Here is a 17521-nt window from a genome sequence, read left to right on the forward strand (position 1 = left end):
TCCTCTTTAAACGATTATTTCAACTTGTTCAGCGCAGTGATAAACGCGTTTACATCATCCTCAGTAGTTCCCCAGGAGGTAACCAGTCTGACGACCCGTCTATCCTCACCGGCAGGCGCCCAGTCATAGAAGAAAAAGTCTTCTTCCAGTTTTCTGACCAGCTCTGTTGGAAAAATAGGAAAAATCTGATTGGAGGTGGAAGTGCCGTCAAACGCATATCCGCAAGCAGAGATTCCTTCACGCAGCTTTTTTGCCATGGCATTTTCATGCGCGCCAATTTGATAGAGAAGGCTGTTTTCGCCTCCTTCAAGTAAGGCTTCAAACTGCACGCCGATGAGTCTGCCTTTTGCCAGCATACCGCAGTTCTGCTTGATCATCCAACGGTAGTGATCGTTGATATTTTCATCAAAGATGATGACGGCTTCACCTAACAGGCAGCCATTTTTTGTGCCGCCGATATAAAACGCATCTGTCAGCTGTGCAATATCCTGAATGGTGAGATCGGTGGCTTCGCAAGTGAGACCTGCGCCCAGTCTGGCGCCATCCATGCAGAGGTACATATCATGTTTGTCGCAGCATGCCCGCAGCGCCTGAAGCTCTGCTTTCGTATAGACTGTGCCGCTTTCTGTAGTATGTGAAACGTAGGCCATCTTTGGAACGACGGTATGATCGTCTTCGTATTCCAACCACGCGTCATCGATGAGCTGTGGTGTCAGTTTGCCGTCTACACCGTTTACGGTGAGTACTCTGTGCCCGGTAGCTTCCACAGCGCCGCATTCATGGGAGTAGATGTGGGCAGTCCTTGGCGCGACGACAGCTTCCCATGGCTTCAGCGCCGCAGCGATTGTGATCACGTTGGTTGGAGTTCCGCCGACCATCATATGGACTTCACAGTCCTGCCTGCCAATTAAATCCTTAATCATCTGCGCGGCGTGTTCGCTGTGGGGGTCGAGGGCGTAACCGTCGGTATGCTCTAAATTGGTTTTTACCAGTGCGTCCAGAATTTTCGGATGCGCGCCCTGACTGTAATCACTTCTGAAAAAAATCATAATAGCTTCCTCCTGCTTGGTAAGTTTTCTCGAATCAAATCTTTTACATACATTATAAAATATTTCTCGGAAGAATTCACTAGATTTCATAAGAAAAAATCAAAATTTTGGACATATTATGGCAGAATCACAAAGAAGATGAAAATCAGCAGTGCAGATATTCAATATATATCGGAAGATGAAGATAGTTTCAGTTGCTGCAAACCGGTAAAAATAGCCATGCATCTTCTTGACAGCAATATGCAGGGGGGTATAATACTTCTGTAGATTCTAACGGTAAAATTGCAAAAGCGATGATGCAGACTATTTAGTAATGACTTAGAAAGCAGTTAGGAGGATTTTTTATGAAAAGAGTGAAGAAAGGGATTATTCTGGCGCTCAGTGTGATTCTGGTGCTCTGCAGCAACGCGTCAGTATTTGCAGCAGATATTATTATGGATCCCGATGAGAGTTGGGACGCTTACCAGGGACGTGTTTATAATGCACGGAAAGCTGAATTTGATGCGCTTCGTTCAGCAAACGCGGGCAATACTGTTCCTGCAGATCAGGTGTGGACTGGAAACAGTGTGCAGCCTACACAGGATGCAGATGGGGACGGGTTATTAGATGTTTATACGGCGGCACAGCTTCGCTGGGCGCTGGAAAACAGGCAGCCGCTGGAATTGATGAATGATGTGGATCTGGGCGGACGCAACGGAGTCAACTGGAGTCCGGTCGCAGATCCAGGTAATATCACCATCGAAGGTAATGGATATACCATTTATAATTTGCAGACCGTTTCCTCTGGCGATAATGTAGGTATGCTCTCGACTGCAGCTAATGTAGGTTTTAAAATGCAAAATCTTCGCTTTCGATACTGTTATGTGAAGGCTGATGGACAGTCCTCCGGCGTAGCTGTTGGAAGGATGACTGCGGGCATGATGAAGCAGGTGTCTGTTGAGGATTCTGTTGTTCACGGAGCGGCACATACGGGCGGTATTGTCAGTGGCTGGACCGGAACGGGGGATAGCAATTTAAAGAGTTTCGTGGTACAGATGGATCAGTGTCATGTGCGCAATGTGACAACCTATGGCACAAGTTGCGTGGGATCCTTTGTAGGTCCGGTTTCCGGATATAAGATTACCAACAGCTATTCCATCGATAGCTATGATATTTCGACAATATCCCATTCAGGAGGTTTCGTATCCTGTCCGGGCTACTGTTGGGTAGAAAATTGCTTTACTAACGTTAAACTGTATTGCAAGGCGGATGGTGGTGTGTTCTATGGAATTGGCCACTATGTAAATCATTTCGAAAATTGTTTCGCGGCTGGCGTTGTAGAAGGAACATCCAGTGTAGGCGGATTTTTAGGACGAGATGAAGGTACGGCGGATACCTGCATCAACTGCTACAGTACTTCTATGGTCGGTATGCAGAATTCAGCAAACAGTATGGGAGGCTTCTATGGGAGAGCAGACGTCTCTACTATAATACAGAATTCTTACAGCGCCGGAGAAGTTGGAACGACGAAGACTGTGCCTGAAACGGCAGGATCAATTGGCGGACTTGGCGGATCAGGAGTAAGTAATTTTAATAATTGCTATTATGATAAGCAGACTTCCGGCATGAAAGAATATGCGCTTGGCGGACAAAATAATGTGTCAAATGTTACTGGCTATCTGACCGGACAGATGATTGGCGATGCCATGAAGGAAGAATTTGGTACAGGAGGAGCATGGACTTATCAGAGCGGCCTGTATCCGCAGCTTTCTGTATTCGCAAATCCAAGCGAGAGCTTTGGAAACGAAACGGATAGAGCCATCGCTAAAGCATATTCAGTAGCATCTGTCTGCACAGCGCTACTGCAGCCTTCTAATTTAGGAAAAACGCAGGAAGAACTGGCTGCATTTGGCACTGCTGACTATGATACAGTGCGTAACATTTCCGTACTGTTCCCGCTGACTAATAACGCATTGGCAGGATATACACCAGACAGCGGCTATAGCATTTCATGGAACAGGCGTGAGGGGTACCTCTGTCAGATAAAAGGTGATATGGAAGGTCTTCCGGTTATTACTCTTGATCCGAAGACCTATGAGGTTACCAATTTTGCTCCTGGCGTGGGCTGGACGGATGTATCTGTTAGCACTGGAATTACAAATACGCAGAACGGAGAAGAAATTGTGGGTCAGCGTTTTATGCGTTTGGTGCCGACGACCGTTATTTCTCTGGCAAATGCCAGCGCTGGTGTGGATCAGTATGTATATATCAAAAAAGATAATCGCCTGCCTGAAGATGCAACCAAGTATGACCACAGAGACAGCGTAATTTTTGCGCTGGGATCTGCAACGGATATCAATTCAGGAAGCATCAGAACTTCGTCTTATCCGGCAGATGATATAACTTTTGGCTATGGAGAAGATGGAAAACCAGTTGGCATTGAACTTCCAAGCGGCTCAGCCGGCGTCGGCGGCAAAGTTGTAGTAAAGGTATACAAACTGAATAAGGAAACCGGAAAATACGAAGATCAGCATATTGAACAGAATGAAGATTTGCAGAAGCTTCTGCTTCAGCAGCGGAGCGCCGAAGAAAAGGACAAGGGCGTTTATAAGCTACAGTATGAGTGGTACAAGAGCGGCAGATTGGACGGCGGCTATATTGTCAACAGTAAGACGCTGACAGTACGGGAGGTATTGACTTTATCTTATGATTGGAATCATCCTGATCATGTAAACGCAGAACCAATTTATAGAGACGATTATCCTTATATGGTTGGCGGAACGGTAAAGAAAGCAAGCAATGAGCTGCCGGAATCGCCAGAGACAAAGGGCTATACTTTCATGGGATGGTCCACTGATCCTGACGCGAATCCGGATAAGTTTAAACCTTTTACGGAGAATACAGCTTTGGAAGACGATACCGTTGTTTACGCGGTTTGGAAAGTAAATACATATGATGTTTCTACCGCTAAATCTGGACAGGGTACTATCAGCAGTTCTGAGAAATATAAATATAAGGAAAACGCTAAAGTTACCTGGGAGCCTGAGGAGGGCTGGAAGGTCAGTAGCGTCATGGTAGACGGTGTGATTCGTGATGACCTGCTGTCTGCGGGCGAATGCAGCTTTACAAGCATTGATGCAGATCATACAGTACAAGTCCGTTTTGAACAGCCATCATCAGATGATGATAAGGATAATCCGGTAACCGGAAACTATGTCAGTGTTGCGACGTCGACAGAAGGCGTCGGAAGCATCGGCGATTCGAAGACTCTGCAGAAGGGCGGCGATTATACAGTTTCCTGGAAACCTGCAGATGGCTGGAAGGTGAAAGAAGTATTAATTGACGGCATGGTTGTAGAAAGTCTGAAAGATGCGGGAGAGGTTTCTTTCCAGGATTCTGCAGCAAATCATACGGTACATGTTGTTTTTATACGTGAAGATGGCAGTGCACCGGACAAGGATAAGGTTTATAAGATCGAAACGGCCATCGTCGACGGAGAAGGTACGATTACCGCGACCGGAGAGGTGGAAGAAGGACAGGCGCATACTGTGACCTGGGAAGCTGGAAAGGACTATAGAATTATAGCAGTCGCTGTCGACGGAGAGACGCGGCCGGATCTGCTCAACGCCGGATCTGTGACATTTGAATCTGTGGATAAAGATCATTCCGTTAAAGTAACACTGAAGAAAAAGAATCCTCCAGTTATTTCCGGCGGAGATGATCCAAGTGATAAACCAGGGGATGATCCAGGAGATGATCCGGGGGATAAGCCAGGAGACGATCCGGGAGATAAACCGAATAAGCCGGGAGGTAAGCCAAATAAGCCAGGAAATAAACCGGGCGGCAAAGATCCGGATATCAACGTAGATACGAATGGAGATGGTGTGCCAGATATCAACATCGATACGAATGGAGACGGTAAGCCGGATATCAACATCGATACTGACGGCGACGGTATTCCGGATATCAACATCGACATTGACAGAGACGGTGTACCAGACATCAATATTGATACTGACGGAGATGGCAAAGCGGATAAAAACATCGACAAGAACTATAAGGAAAAGTATGACAAGGAGGCAGCTGAGTGGAACTATCCAAAAACGGGAGATGAGAGCAGCCTAATGTTGTGGGTATCCTTAATAGCGACTTCGGTTTTGGCGCTGGGCACGTTGATTTTTGCAAGAATGAGAAAAGCGTCAATAAGCAAATAACATAACAGAATTGTTCGAATTGAGAGAGACAGAGCCGGTATGCTTCTGTCTCTCTTTTGCAGAATCCAATGTTTTGTCCGCGGTACGAAAAACTGCTGGACTTTTTCCTATAAAAGTCGTATAATAATTCAGTAATATTATTTTAGAAAATTGCGCAAAGACATAACAAAAATAAGGGAGAGATGGCGAATTGCTGAGAATTTCGGGGTCTTATGTATCCTTCTCACTAAAACGCCGGAAGCCTTATTTTTTAGTTTTTGCGCTTTGTTTTTTGGAAGGAGAGCAACAATGAAAAAATATATCTTTGTGACAGGAGGGGTTGTATCAGGACTTGGAAAGGGCATTACGGCGGCGTCTCTGGGACGGCTTTTGAAAGCAAGAGGTCTGAAGGTTGCGGCGCAGAAGCTGGATCCGTACATCAATATCGATCCGGGCACGATGAGTCCATATCAGCACGGAGAGGTTTTTGTCACGGAAGACGGCGCGGAAACAGATCTGGACCTGGGGCATTACGAACGTTTTATCGATGAAAATTTGAACAGATTCAGCAATCTGACTACGGGGAAGGTGTACTGGAATGTATTGAACAAGGAACGAAATGGTGATTATTTGGGGAGTACCGTGCAGGTGATTCCTCATGTGACTAACGAAATTAAATCGTTTATTTACAATGTAGGTGAAACCTCGGAGGCTGACGTAATTATTACTGAAATCGGCGGCACCGTAGGAGATATCGAGAGCCAGCCATTTCTTGAGGCCATTCGTCAGGTATCTTTGGAAGTGGGGAAGGAAAATTGCATCTTCATCCATGTGACGTTAGTACCGTATATCAAGAGCTCCGGCGAACATAAGTCAAAGCCGACGCAGCATTCTGTAAAAGAACTGCGCGCGCTGGGGATTTCACCAGATATCATTGTCATGCGGGTGGACGAACCGGTGGATCAGGACATCATCGATAAAATTGCGCTGTTCTGCAATGTAAAAAGGGATTGCGTCATCGAGAATATGACCCTGCCGGTCTTGTATCAGGCGCCTGTCATGCTGGAAAAATCCAATTTGAGCTGGATTGTATGCAGGGAATTGGGAATTAATGCCGGACCATGCGAACTGAAAGACTGGAGCGCTATGCTCGCCCGTATTGAAAAACGAGAGAGAAATGTGACGATCGGTTTGGTGGGAAAATACGTAAAGCTTCACGATGCATATCTTTCTGTGGCAGAAGCGCTGCGTCACGGAGGATATGAAAATGACGCCTGCATTACTATCAAATGGATTGAGGCGGAGGATGTGACGGAGAGAAGCGCTGCAACGATATTAGGCGATGTAGATGGAATCCTAGTGCCAGGCGGCTTTGGCGATCGTGGTATCGAGGGTAAGATTCAGGCGGCGAAATATGCCAGAGAGCATGACATCCCGTATCTTGGTATCTGCCTTGGTATGCAGACAGCGGTTATTGAATATGCCAGAGATGTGCTGGGGTATGCGGATGCAGATTCTGGAGAGTTCGCCGCAGGAGGTAAACACAATGTCATTGATTTGATGGCGGATCAGCAGGGAAATCTGCCGAAGGGAGGCACTATGCGGTTGGGAGCTTATCCGTGCAGCGTCAAGGCAGGCACTGTATTGGAAAAAGCCTATGGCGTTTTAGAAATCAGCGAGCGTCACCGTCATAGATATGAATTTAATAATGATTACAGAGATGAAATGGAACATGCAGGCCTTACCATCTGCGGCACGTCGCCTGACGGAAGGCTGGTGGAGGCAGTGGAGCTTGCGGACAGAAGGTTTTTTGTTGCTGTTCAGTATCATCCGGAGTTTAAGTCGAGACCTAATCATGCTCATCCGCTGTTTCGGGAATTCGTCGCTGCAGCAGTAAAATAAGAGGAGGGCGGCGTCAGAATTCACTTTGTCAATTTATGCTTCCTTTCTCTGAAGATATTGTCACATTGAGATCGTTCAGGAACGATGAAGACTTGCTCTTTCAAAAATCTCTCAGAATTTTTCATATATGCGGCTCCAAATGCATATATTGGTTTTAACTTTGATTGAAGGAGCGGTGATTAAAAACATGAAGGATTACATAGAAGAGAGAGTGCTTGCGCTGGCCGATTACATTATTTCAACCAATTCGACTGTTCGAGCCGCTGCAACGAAATTCAAAGTCAGCAAAAGCACAGTACATAAAGATGTGACAGAAAGACTGCAGGAAATCAGTCCTTCTCTCGCCGCAGAAGTGAAAAATGTCCTGGACGTTAACAAGGCTGAAAGACATATACGTGGAGGTCTTGCAACCAGAGAAAAATATCATCACGAAAAAGAGAAACAATAGAATAAAAGCATAGGATACCGGGGAACGCGGAGAGCGGCCTCGGTATTTTTCATATAGAAGGATAGATTTCGGCTTTCGCGGAAAACTTAACATGAATTTAACATTTAATTTCTGGCTTTTCCGGGACGCTTATAGTAGACTTGTAGTGAAGGAGTTAAGCGATATGATTTACTTTATAGAGGATGATGACAGCATTCGTGAGCTAGTGCTGTACACGCTGAATAATGCAGGATATACGGCAAAGGGGTTTTCCAGGCCATCTCTGTTTTGGAGCGCTGTGGAACAGGAATTGCCGCAGATGATTCTTCTTGATATTATGCTGCCGGAAGAAGACGGACTGTCTGTGCTGAAACGGTTGCGGGCTTCTGCTAAGACAGCGAGAACGCCTGTGATGATGCTGACGGCGAGAGGAACGGAATATGACAAAGTAATTGGATTGGACTATGGCGCTGACGATTATATGCCAAAGCCTTTCGGGATGATGGAGCTCCTTGCCAGAGTGAGAGCGCTTTTGCGCCGGTCTTCTAATGTGGACAGGCAGGAAGATTATCAAGTAGGAGAATTGCGCCTTTCCCTGTCAAAACACGTGGTCAAAGCAGATGGAAAGGATGTACCGCTGACACTGAAGGAGTTTGAGATTCTCGCGCTGCTGATGGAAAACCGCGGCATCGTGTTCACCAGAGATCAGCTTTTGTCCAGAATTTGGGGATACGGCTTTGATGGAGAAAGCCGTACCGTAGACGTTCACATTCGATCCCTTCGTCAGAAGCTGGGAGAATGGGGGCGGTTGATTGAAACTGTCAGAGGACTTGGATATAAAATAGGAGAGGATGTAGATGAGAAATAGAATTTTCAGAGGCATCTTTTTAGTTGCAATTTTGGTCTGGGTGTCTTGCCTGGTTTTAATTTTAGGAGCGCTGTATCTGCAGTACAACGGTCAGTATGCGGAGGGTCTGAGAACGCAGACGCGCCTTGTAGAACGGGCAATAGAAATAGGCGGGCAAACTTACTTGGAGGGAATTACTCTTGAAGAAAATTACAGGATTACGCTGATTGCGGAGGACGGAACGGTGGAATATGATTCCTCTGTCGGCAAAGATAGAATGGAAAACCATAAAGATAGGCCGGAGGTGGAGGAAGCAGAGCGAACCGGATATGGAGAGGAAGTACGTTATTCTAAAACACTGGCGGAGAAAACCATGTACTGTGCTGTGCGGCTTCGTGATGGCAGCATTCTCCGAGTATCCCAGGTGCAGTTTACGATTTTTACACTGATCTTGACCATGCTTCAACCGATTCTAGTTGTTTTGTTTATGGCGGTAATTTTATCGGCTTTGCTGGCGGATCGTATTGCCAGAAGAATCGTAGACCCTCTGAATCGGATTGATTTGGAGCATCCGGAAGGGACGGAGACCTATGAGGAAGTGCGACCGTTGGTTCGACGTATCGCGGAGCAAAAGCAAGCCCTGGACAGCAGAATCAGCAGGCTGCAGACAGATGTGGACGAGAGAACCAGGGAAGCGGAATTTCGTAAAGAGTTTACTGCCAATGTGTCTCATGAGCTGAAGACGCCGTTGACCTCAATCAGCGGCTTTGCGGAGATTATCAAAACCGGTATGGTGAAAGAGGAGGACATTCCGCGGTTTGCCGCACGGATTTATGATGAGGCGCAGAGACTGATTACGCTGGTAGAGGATATCATAAAATTGTCTCAGCTGGATGAAAAACAGATTACGGAGAAAAAGGAGCGAATCGATCTGTATTTGTTGTGTCAGGATGTGGTCTTCAATCTGGAGAAACCGGCGGCAGACAGACGGATTTCGATTAGTCTTATCGGGGAACACATCTGTGCAGAGGTTGTACCGCAGATCGCAGAGGAAATCGTCTATAATCTCTGCGACAATGCTATAAAATACAATAGAGCCGGTGGAAGTGTCACGGTAGCGGTGTCTGAAAAGGATGGCCGCCCGGAGGTTACGGTATCGGATACGGGGATCGGTATCGCGGAGGAAGAATTGGATAGAGTTTTTGAACGGTTTTATCGCGTCAACAAAAGTCATTCCAAAGAGATTGGCGGTACAGGCTTGGGTTTGTCTATTGTAAAACACGGCGTAGCCTATCATGGCGCGCAGCTTAACATCGAAAGTAAACCCGGCGCCGGTACACATATTTCAATCCGGTTTTGATGATAATAGTTAATGAAGGAGAAAGGAACGTATATGGATATATTTTCATTTATTTCACTGTTTGGCGGACTTGCCTTGTTTTTATACGGTATGAATCTGATGTCTGCCGGATTAGAGAAGCTAGCGGGTGGTAAATTGGAGGGGATTTTAAAGAAAATGACCTCTAATCCCGTAAAAAGCTTGTTTTTGGGCATCGGCATTACGGCGGTAATTCAAAGCTCGTCAGCGGTAACCGTTATGCTGGTGGGACTTGTAAACTCAGGAATTATGCAGCTTTCGGGCACAGTAGGTGTAATCATGGGGTCAAACATTGGTACGACTGTTACCGCTTGGATTCTCAGTCTGGTTGGGATAGAGAGCGATAACGTATGGATAAGGCTTCTAAAGCCGGAATCCTTTTCTCCTATATTGGCCCTGGCCGGAATCCTTTTGATGATGACTGCGAAGAGCAGCCGAAAAAAGGACATCGGCAGCATCATGATCGGTTTTGCGATTTTAATGTACGGCATGGACTTTATGAGCGACGCGGTGAGCCCTCTGGCGGATATGCCGGAGTTTGCGTCTATGCTAACGGCATTCACCAATCCCCTTTTGGGAATTGTCACGGGTCTAGCGCTGACGGCAGTGATTCAAAGCTCATCGGCATCGGTAGGTATTCTGCAGGCATTATCTCTGACGGGGAGCATTTCTTATGGCATGGCGATTCCGATCATTATGGGACAGAATATCGGCACCTGCGTGACGGCGCTGATCTCCAGTATCGGTGTAAGCCGCAATGCTAAGAGGGTGGCGGTGATTCATATTTCTTTCAATATCATTGGTACGGTTATATGTATGGCTGCGTATTTTGTACTGCATTATCTGGTTGAGCTGCCATTTCTTGCAGAAGCCGCCGGGCCGGCCGGTATTGCTGTGGCGCACAGTGTCTTTAATATTACGACCACAGTACTTTTGTTGCCGTTTTCTCATCATTTAGTAAAGATAGCGGAGCACAGCGTAAAGACTGAGCCGGAGAAGGAGATTGCTTTTTTGGATGAGAGACTGCTGAATACGCCGTCGATTGCGTTATCTGAATGTAACCACATCACGACAGAAATGGCTTACGTGGCCCAAAACGCGATGATGCATGCGATGGATGTGCTCTTTGCTTACGATGAAAAAATGGAGGCGGAAGTCGTCAGACTGGAGGGCGAAGCTGATATCTATGAAGACCGGTTGGGATCTTATCTGGTCAAGCTGTCAGGCTGTGATCTTTCTGATGCTGACAGCAAGCAGATATCAAAGCTTCTTCACACCATCGGAGACTTTGAGCGGATCAGTGACCATGCTGTCAATATTGTAGAAGCAGCGAGGGAGATTCAAGAGAAAAAAATAACTTTGTCTCCAGAGGGCATGCATGAAATCCGAACGGCTACAAAGGCGCTGCGTGAAATTTTGGATACGACCATAAAAGCTTTTGATAACGCGGATTTAGAACTTGCGCGTCGCGTAGAACCGTTGGAAGAAATTATTGACGAGCTGAGTGAGACGATTAAATTGAATCATATCAGCAGACTGCAGGCGGGCGTGTGCACGATTCAGCAAGGGTTTATCCTATCTGATATTATGACCAATTATGCGAGAGTTTCCGATCACTGTTCTAATATCGCGGTTGCGATGATTGAACTATCAAAAGCATCTTTTGAGACGCACGAGTATGTGGATAAATTGAAGACTATGGATGATCCGGCGTTCCGACAGATGTATGGAGAATATCAGAAAAAATATGCCATTTAACCTGCAATTTCGTTGAAAGATTTCCTGAAATTGTGTATAATACTTTTATAAAGGCTTTTTCTGCATAGATTGTGGGGAATCTGCAGTCAGTATGCATAATTTGCATTTGAAAAGGGATATATAATACTAGGGAAAGTTTGAGAAAAGGAGTAAACAAATGGCAAGTGAAGTAGGAATTGATTTAGGGACAGCGAATGTCTTAGTGTATATAAAGAATAAAGGAATTGTTCTCAACGAGCCTTCTGTTGTGGCGATCAATAAGGATACCGATGATATTCTGGCAGTGGGCGAGGAGGCAAGGCAGATGCTTGGCAGGACGCCGGCTAATATTATCGCGGTGCGGCCATTGCGTGACGGCGTGATTTCTGATTACGATATTACAGAGAGAATGCTGAAGTATTTTATTCGTAAAGCATGTGGCAGCGGCAGATTCTTTAAGCCTAAAATCATGGTTTGCGTACCTAGCGGTGTGACGGAGGTTGAAAAGAGAGCTGTAAGAGAAGCGGCAACCCAGGCCGGCGGCAAGGATGTTTATCTGATGGAAGAACCGGTTGCCGCGGCTATCGGCGCGGGAATTGATATCGCACAGCCTGACGGCGTTATGGTTATCGATATTGGTGGCGGCACGACAGACATCGCGGTTATTTCCCTGGGAGGTATTGTGGCAAGCACTTCCGTTAAAATGGCAGGGGACAAGTTTGACGACGCAATTATTAAATACATGAGAAAAGTGCACAAGCTGTATATCGGTGAGCGTACTGGCGAGGAAATCAAAAAGACCATCGGTACAGCGTATCCGAGGGAAGAAAACATGAATATGGAATGCAGAGGGCGCGACCTGGTAACCGGTTTGCCGAAGACTGTCGAAGTCAGTTCCGAGGAGATTATGGAGGCTCTGGAAGAACCGCTGCATACAATTTGTGAAGCTGTTCACAGCGTTTTGGAACAGACTCCGCCGGAGTTGGCGGCTGATATCAGCAACTCAGGTATCGTGATTACCGGAGGCGGCGCTTTGCTCTACGGCATCGATCGTCGTATTGAAGAACGGACGGGTATCAAAGTCCGCATTGCGGAAGATCCTACTTCTTGTGTTGCTATCGGAACAGGTAAAGCGCTTAACGAGTTGGAATCCCTTGAAGGAAATTCCCTTAACAGACGGGCACCGTATTTATAATGGTCTGCCCCAAGAACGAAGTGATTGATCAGGCAGACCTTATGCTGGCGTTCCCCGGCTTCAGCCGGAATGGAACGCGTCGTATAATAGAGTTGTCCCGATTTGCGAAGCAAGGATTAGAAATACCGTGAATTGGTGTGTTAGCGCTTCATGGCGAGTGTCTTTTTGACACTTTATCGGATAAATCACAGGGAATGTGTCAATATTGAAATTCGTGGTTTTGCGAAAATGACACATTCCTTTTTATGTAAAGTGATAATCTCTCATTGCGGTTGCTATACGTAATTTTTTCTCTAAGACCAAAAAAATGACACACTACCCAAATTTAAGAATTCTTGTGTCAGAAACTGTGTTTCACAGTGATGTAGAGTTACACTTGATGTAACGCCTTACCCATAAAAACATATCTGAAAGAAACCCTATCGCCGCACTCGAATCTCAGAATAAGATTATAGAAGCCAACGCGCAGCTTTTCATCATCTTTTTGTTGTATGTTGCGTTAGTCCATGAAAAGACGCAGGTTTTTGAGATCTTTTTATTGTTTATTGCGCGACTTGTTCAATTATATCCCGGATTTTGTTGTTTTTTGCCATATTTAATCAAAAAATAACAAAAAATCCTGCATAATTTCTTTGTTCGCGCAACATCCTGAAAAAAGTAGGCAAAAAGCTGCGTTTTTTAGTGGCTGCACGCAATTTACCTCCAAAAACAAGCAAATACCTGCGCGCCTCATATCTATCCTATCTATCGTAGGCAGCTCACGGTGCAAAGTTCTGTTTTTCGTGCATTTGCGGTGCTTACCATATAAGAATCCCTTTACACGACCTCAAAAACCGGGTATCATAAAAGTAGTGAAATTTAGAGAATAGAACGGGAGTATGCATAAAAAATGAAATTAGAACTGATCGCGACTGCGACCTTTGGGCTGGAAGCGGTGGTAAAGCGGGAAATACAGGAGCTTGGCTACAAAATTATTAAATCTGAGGACGGGAAGATCACCTATCTGGGCGATGAGCGAGCCATCGTCAGGAGCAATTTGTGGCTTCGCAGCGCGGATCGGGTGCTGCTCAAAATGGCGGAATTTGAAGCAGTGGAATTTGAGGAATTGTTTCAGCAGACACGGGGTCTTGCCTGGGAGGAGCTGATACCTATGGACGGCAAGTTCACTGTAACAGGAACTTCCGTCAAATCAAAACTGCACAGCGTGCCTGCCTGTCAGAGCATCGTGAAAAAAGCGGTTGTGGAGCGGCTGTGGGAGTATTATTGTGTGGAACGCTTTGAGGAAACAGGGGCGGAATACACTATCAAAGTAACGATTTTGAAGGACAACGTGACGCTGACAGTAGACACTAGCGGAAAGGGACTACACAAGCGAGGTTATCGAGTCTGCGATGTGGCGGCGCCAATCAAAGAAACCCTGGCGGCGGCTATGGTGCAGCTGTCCTTTTGGCGTGCGGGAAGATTGCTGATTGATCCTTGCTGTGGCAGCGGCACGATTCCCATCGAGGCAGCGATGCTCGGCAGAAATATCGCGCCGGGTCTGAACAGAAGCTTTGCTTCGGAGGGCTGGGAACTGATACCGAAGGAATTTTGGAAGGAAGAACGGAAGAAGGCCTTTGAATCGGTTAACTATGATGCGGAATTGAAAATTATGGCCTTCGATGTAGATTCAAAAGCCATCGAAGCGGCAAAGGAAAACGCTATTGAGGCGGGCGTGGACGACTGCATCATTTTTAAACGCATGAATATGCAGAGGATGGAAGCCAGAGAATCGGGCGGTATTATCATCACTAATCCACCATATGGCGAGAGAATTGGCGAAAAGCAGCAAATTGAGAATATCTATCGCAAGTATAACGAGTTTTTCAGAGAAAATCCGACCTGGTCGTTGTTTATGATTACAACCGACAAGGACGCGGAGGCAAAGACATTTGGCAGGCCTGCAGATAGGCGTCGGAAATTATACAATGGACGACTGGAAGTCTGTTATTACCAATTTCATGGAAAAAAGGAGTTCTAGCTGATGCAGATTATCGTAGATAAAGAGCGCCGGACGCCAATTTATTGGCAGATTGCTGATCAAATCAAAGAAAAGATCATCAGCGGGCAGCTGCCGGACGGTTCTGTACTGCCTTCAGAACGGGCTTTTGCGCAGATGCTGGGCGTACACAGAAACACCATCATCAAAGCCTATGCTGCTTTGAAGGATGAAGAACTGGTGGAGTCTGTGCGTGGCGTGGGTTATCAGGTGTCCTATGAGAGCAGTGATTTTTATGAGCCGGACGTGCGCAAACGTGTAAACTGGAGCGCCATGATCAAAGATGAATATCAGGATATGGAGCGGACGTTTGACGATATTTTTCAGCGGTCTGCTGACGCGAACAATATTTCTTTTTCTACAGGATTGCCGCCGGCTGTTTATGAGGAAGCTAATCTGGCGGCTGATTTTGTGGCGATTCTCAATGAGCAGGGCGGCAAGCCGTCTTTTTTGACGCCGTATCAGGGGGATCTGGAACTGCGTCAGAGGGTGATTTCCTATCTCAGAACGAAGGGAATTAAAGCAGGTCTCAATCAGGTGCAGATTCTGTCTGAAACCAATCAGGCGCTGGATTTTATCGTAACAACACTGTTGAAAGAGGGAGACAAGGTCATCATCGAGGAGCCGGTGTCTCCGGATGTGTATAGAGTTATTCGTCTTGCCGGTTGCAAAGCAGTTACGGTGCCGGTGGATGAGGACGGCATGGTGTGCGATCATCTGGAGGCGCTTATCGAAAGTCATAGACCGAAATTTATTTACGTGAATTCCAGTTATCATGATCCGACGGGAAACATTTTATCCGTTGAAAGAAGAAAAAAGCTGCTGGAGATATCTAACCGGTACAGGCTGCCTATTGTGGAGGAGGACGCCGCTTCGGAGCTTTCCTTTGAGGACGTTACGCTGCCTACGCTGAAGGCGATGGATAGGAGCGACAATGTAATTTACATATACTCTTTTTCTCTGACCTTTGTTCCGGGGCTTTCCATGGCTTTTGTCGTAGCGCCGGAAAAGCTGATTAAAAGTCTCAGCTATCTGGTGTCAATTCGCATGATGACTTTGGACTGGATTACCCAGAAGCTTCTTGCTAAATATATTACCAGCGGCAAGTTTTATGAAAATGCGAGGCGCATTACCGGCCTTAACCGGGAAAGACGGGATTTAATGTGTGAGTATCTTGACAGATTGGTACCACTGGGACTTTCATATCAGAAGCCGAGAGGCGGCGTATACGTATGGTGTCGATTACCTGCTGGCGTAGATGGAAAAGAGGTCGCGGCGATGTGCATGCAGCGAGGGATTTCTGTTGTGCCTGGGGATATTTTCTTCCCTAATAAAAATGGGGGAAGAGATCATATTCGTCTCAATTACTCCTTTGAGACGAAAGCGCGTATCCGGCTCGGCATGGAAAATATGATAGAGATTATTACCGAGCTTGCCAGCGGGCGCAATTAATATATCTGCGGATAAAATGGACAGGAATTGAACTTTGTCCATTTTCTCGTTTTTGTCATTAGTCTAATCCGAAGGGGCCGGATCAGCTAATGCCGCATGTTTCAGAGCGAGAAAGCAAGCTTTTATACGATGTGTCATGGTTGGATGATTTTGACTTCTTTTGGAATATACTGGTACTCTCAAAAAAGAAAGTTCTGGTACTTTAATTTTTTGACAAATATAGTATCATTTCAATAAAGAGAGTTAAACTATCTAAACGAACGATTTTAACAAAATGAAAAGGAGATTACACCAATGGCAGTAAACTTAAAAGGAAGAAGTTTTTTAACACTTATGGATTTCACACCAGAAGAAATCAGATATATGCTCGACTTGGCGCATGATTTAAAGGCAAAGAAAAGAGCAGGTATCTGTAATCAGGTATTGAAAGGCAAGAACATTGTTCTGCTGTTTGAAAAGACTTCCACAAGAACCAGATGCGCATTTGAAGTTGCAGCAATGGACGAAGGCGCTGGCGTTACATTCTTGGATTCCGGTTCTTCCCAGATGGGCAAGAAGGAAACCATGGAAGATACTGCAAAAGTATTAGGCAGATTCTATGATGGTATTGAATACAGAGGTTTTGATCAGGAAGTTGTAGAAGGTCTTGCAAAATACGCAGGCGTGCCTGTATGGAATGGTCTGACTGACGTTGATCACCCAACTCAGATTCTGGCTGACCTTCTGACTATCGAAGAACACTGTGCTAAACCTCTGAACAGAGTTAAGGTTGTATTCAGCGGCGACATCAGAAACAACATGTCCTACGCTTGGATGTACGGCTGTGCGAAGATGGGTATGCATTATGTTGCTTACGGTCCGGACGAGCTCAAAGCTGAATTAAAGCAGGATGTTATCGCGAAGGTACAGGAAGTTGCAAAGGAAACCGGCGCTACTATTGAAATTTCTTCTGATCCGGCTTGCTTGAAGGGCGCAGACGTTATCTATGCTGACGTATGGGCATCTATGGGTGAAGAAGCAGAGATTCCTGAAAGAGTTAGACTTTTGACACCGTTCAAGGTAACGGAAGAATTAATGGCTGCAACAGAAAATCCTGATTGTCTGTTCATGCACTGCCTGCCTTCCTTCCACGACTTTGAAACAAAAATGGCAAAGACCCAGATGGAAGCTGGTTATGACATTCGCGAAGTCACCGATGAAGTATTCAGAAGCAGAAACTCCGTTGTATTTGACGAAGCAGAAAACAGAATGCATACGATTAAGGCTGTTATTGTTGCAACTATCGGCTAGCGCTTGTTCTTTTTCCGCTCTGATTTAGAGTGCG

At 45.9% G+C, this 17521-nt stretch carries 11 protein-coding genes; 10 read left to right on the plus strand and 1 reads right to left on the minus strand.

What is annotated here, in order from left to right; genetic code table 11:
- Window positions 1–14: 14 nt before the first annotated feature.
- Window positions 15–1049, minus strand: a complete 1035-nt coding sequence (locus tag ACPW7J_RS02465) for a threonine aldolase family protein (RefSeq protein ID WP_424960281.1) — start codon at window positions 1047–1049, stop codon at window positions 15–17.
- 344 nt (window positions 1050–1393) lie between these two features.
- On the opposite strand from ACPW7J_RS02465, the gene ACPW7J_RS02470 reads away from it, so the two are divergent.
- The 10 genes from ACPW7J_RS02470 to argF all read left to right on the plus strand — a co-directional run bounded on the left by ACPW7J_RS02470 (window position 1394) and on the right by argF (window position 17487).
- Complete coding sequence (locus tag ACPW7J_RS02470; protein WP_425756327.1) at window positions 1394–5242, plus strand: hypothetical protein; 3849 nt, start codon at window positions 1394–1396, stop codon at window positions 5240–5242.
- Between the two features lie 288 nt (window positions 5243–5530).
- Window positions 5531–7123 (plus strand): CTP synthase, encoded by a 1593-nt coding sequence (locus tag ACPW7J_RS02475; protein WP_424960283.1) that lies wholly within the window; start codon window positions 5531–5533, stop codon window positions 7121–7123.
- A 187-nt stretch (window positions 7124–7310) separates the two neighbouring features.
- Window positions 7311–7571: a sporulation transcriptional regulator SpoIIID gene (gene spoIIID / locus ACPW7J_RS02480; protein WP_161874396.1), complete on the plus strand. Its 261-nt coding sequence runs from the start codon at window positions 7311–7313 to the stop codon at window positions 7569–7571.
- A 163-nt stretch (window positions 7572–7734) separates the two neighbouring features.
- On the plus strand, window positions 7735–8418 hold the full coding sequence (locus ACPW7J_RS02485; protein ID WP_424960284.1) for a response regulator transcription factor: 684 nt from the start codon (window positions 7735–7737) through the stop codon (window positions 8416–8418).
- Window positions 8408–9757, plus strand: coding sequence for an ATP-binding protein (locus tag ACPW7J_RS02490; RefSeq protein ID WP_425756330.1), 1350 nt, complete (start codon window positions 8408–8410; stop codon window positions 9755–9757). Before ACPW7J_RS02485 ends, ACPW7J_RS02490 begins: the two co-directional genes overlap by 11 nt.
- Before the next feature lie 33 nt (window positions 9758–9790).
- Entirely contained in the window at window positions 9791–11533 is a 1743-nt protein-coding gene (locus ACPW7J_RS02495) for a Na/Pi cotransporter family protein (protein WP_425756332.1), read from the plus strand.
- A 157-nt stretch (window positions 11534–11690) separates the two neighbouring features.
- The gene (locus ACPW7J_RS02500; RefSeq protein WP_161874274.1) at window positions 11691–12707 is read left to right on the plus strand and encodes a rod shape-determining protein; all 1017 of its coding nucleotides are present in this window, start codon (window positions 11691–11693) and stop codon (window positions 12705–12707) included.
- A gap of 889 nt (window positions 12708–13596) precedes the next feature.
- A complete protein-coding gene (locus ACPW7J_RS02505; protein WP_425756334.1) occupies window positions 13597–14727 on the plus strand; it encodes a THUMP domain-containing class I SAM-dependent RNA methyltransferase in 1131 nt (376 codons plus the stop codon).
- Between the two features lie 3 nt (window positions 14728–14730).
- Complete coding sequence (locus ACPW7J_RS02510) at window positions 14731–16197, plus strand: PLP-dependent aminotransferase family protein (RefSeq protein WP_425756336.1); 1467 nt, start codon at window positions 14731–14733, stop codon at window positions 16195–16197.
- Between the two features lie 294 nt (window positions 16198–16491).
- A complete protein-coding gene (gene argF, locus ACPW7J_RS02515; RefSeq protein WP_161874271.1) occupies window positions 16492–17487 on the plus strand; it encodes an ornithine carbamoyltransferase in 996 nt (331 codons plus the stop codon).
- Window positions 17488–17521 lie beyond the last annotated feature (34 nt).

Origin of the sequence: Ihubacter sp. rT4E-8 (assembly GCF_049852125.1) — a bacterium.
Taxonomy (GTDB): Bacteria; Bacillota; Clostridia; order Peptostreptococcales; family Anaerovoracaceae; genus Senimuribacter.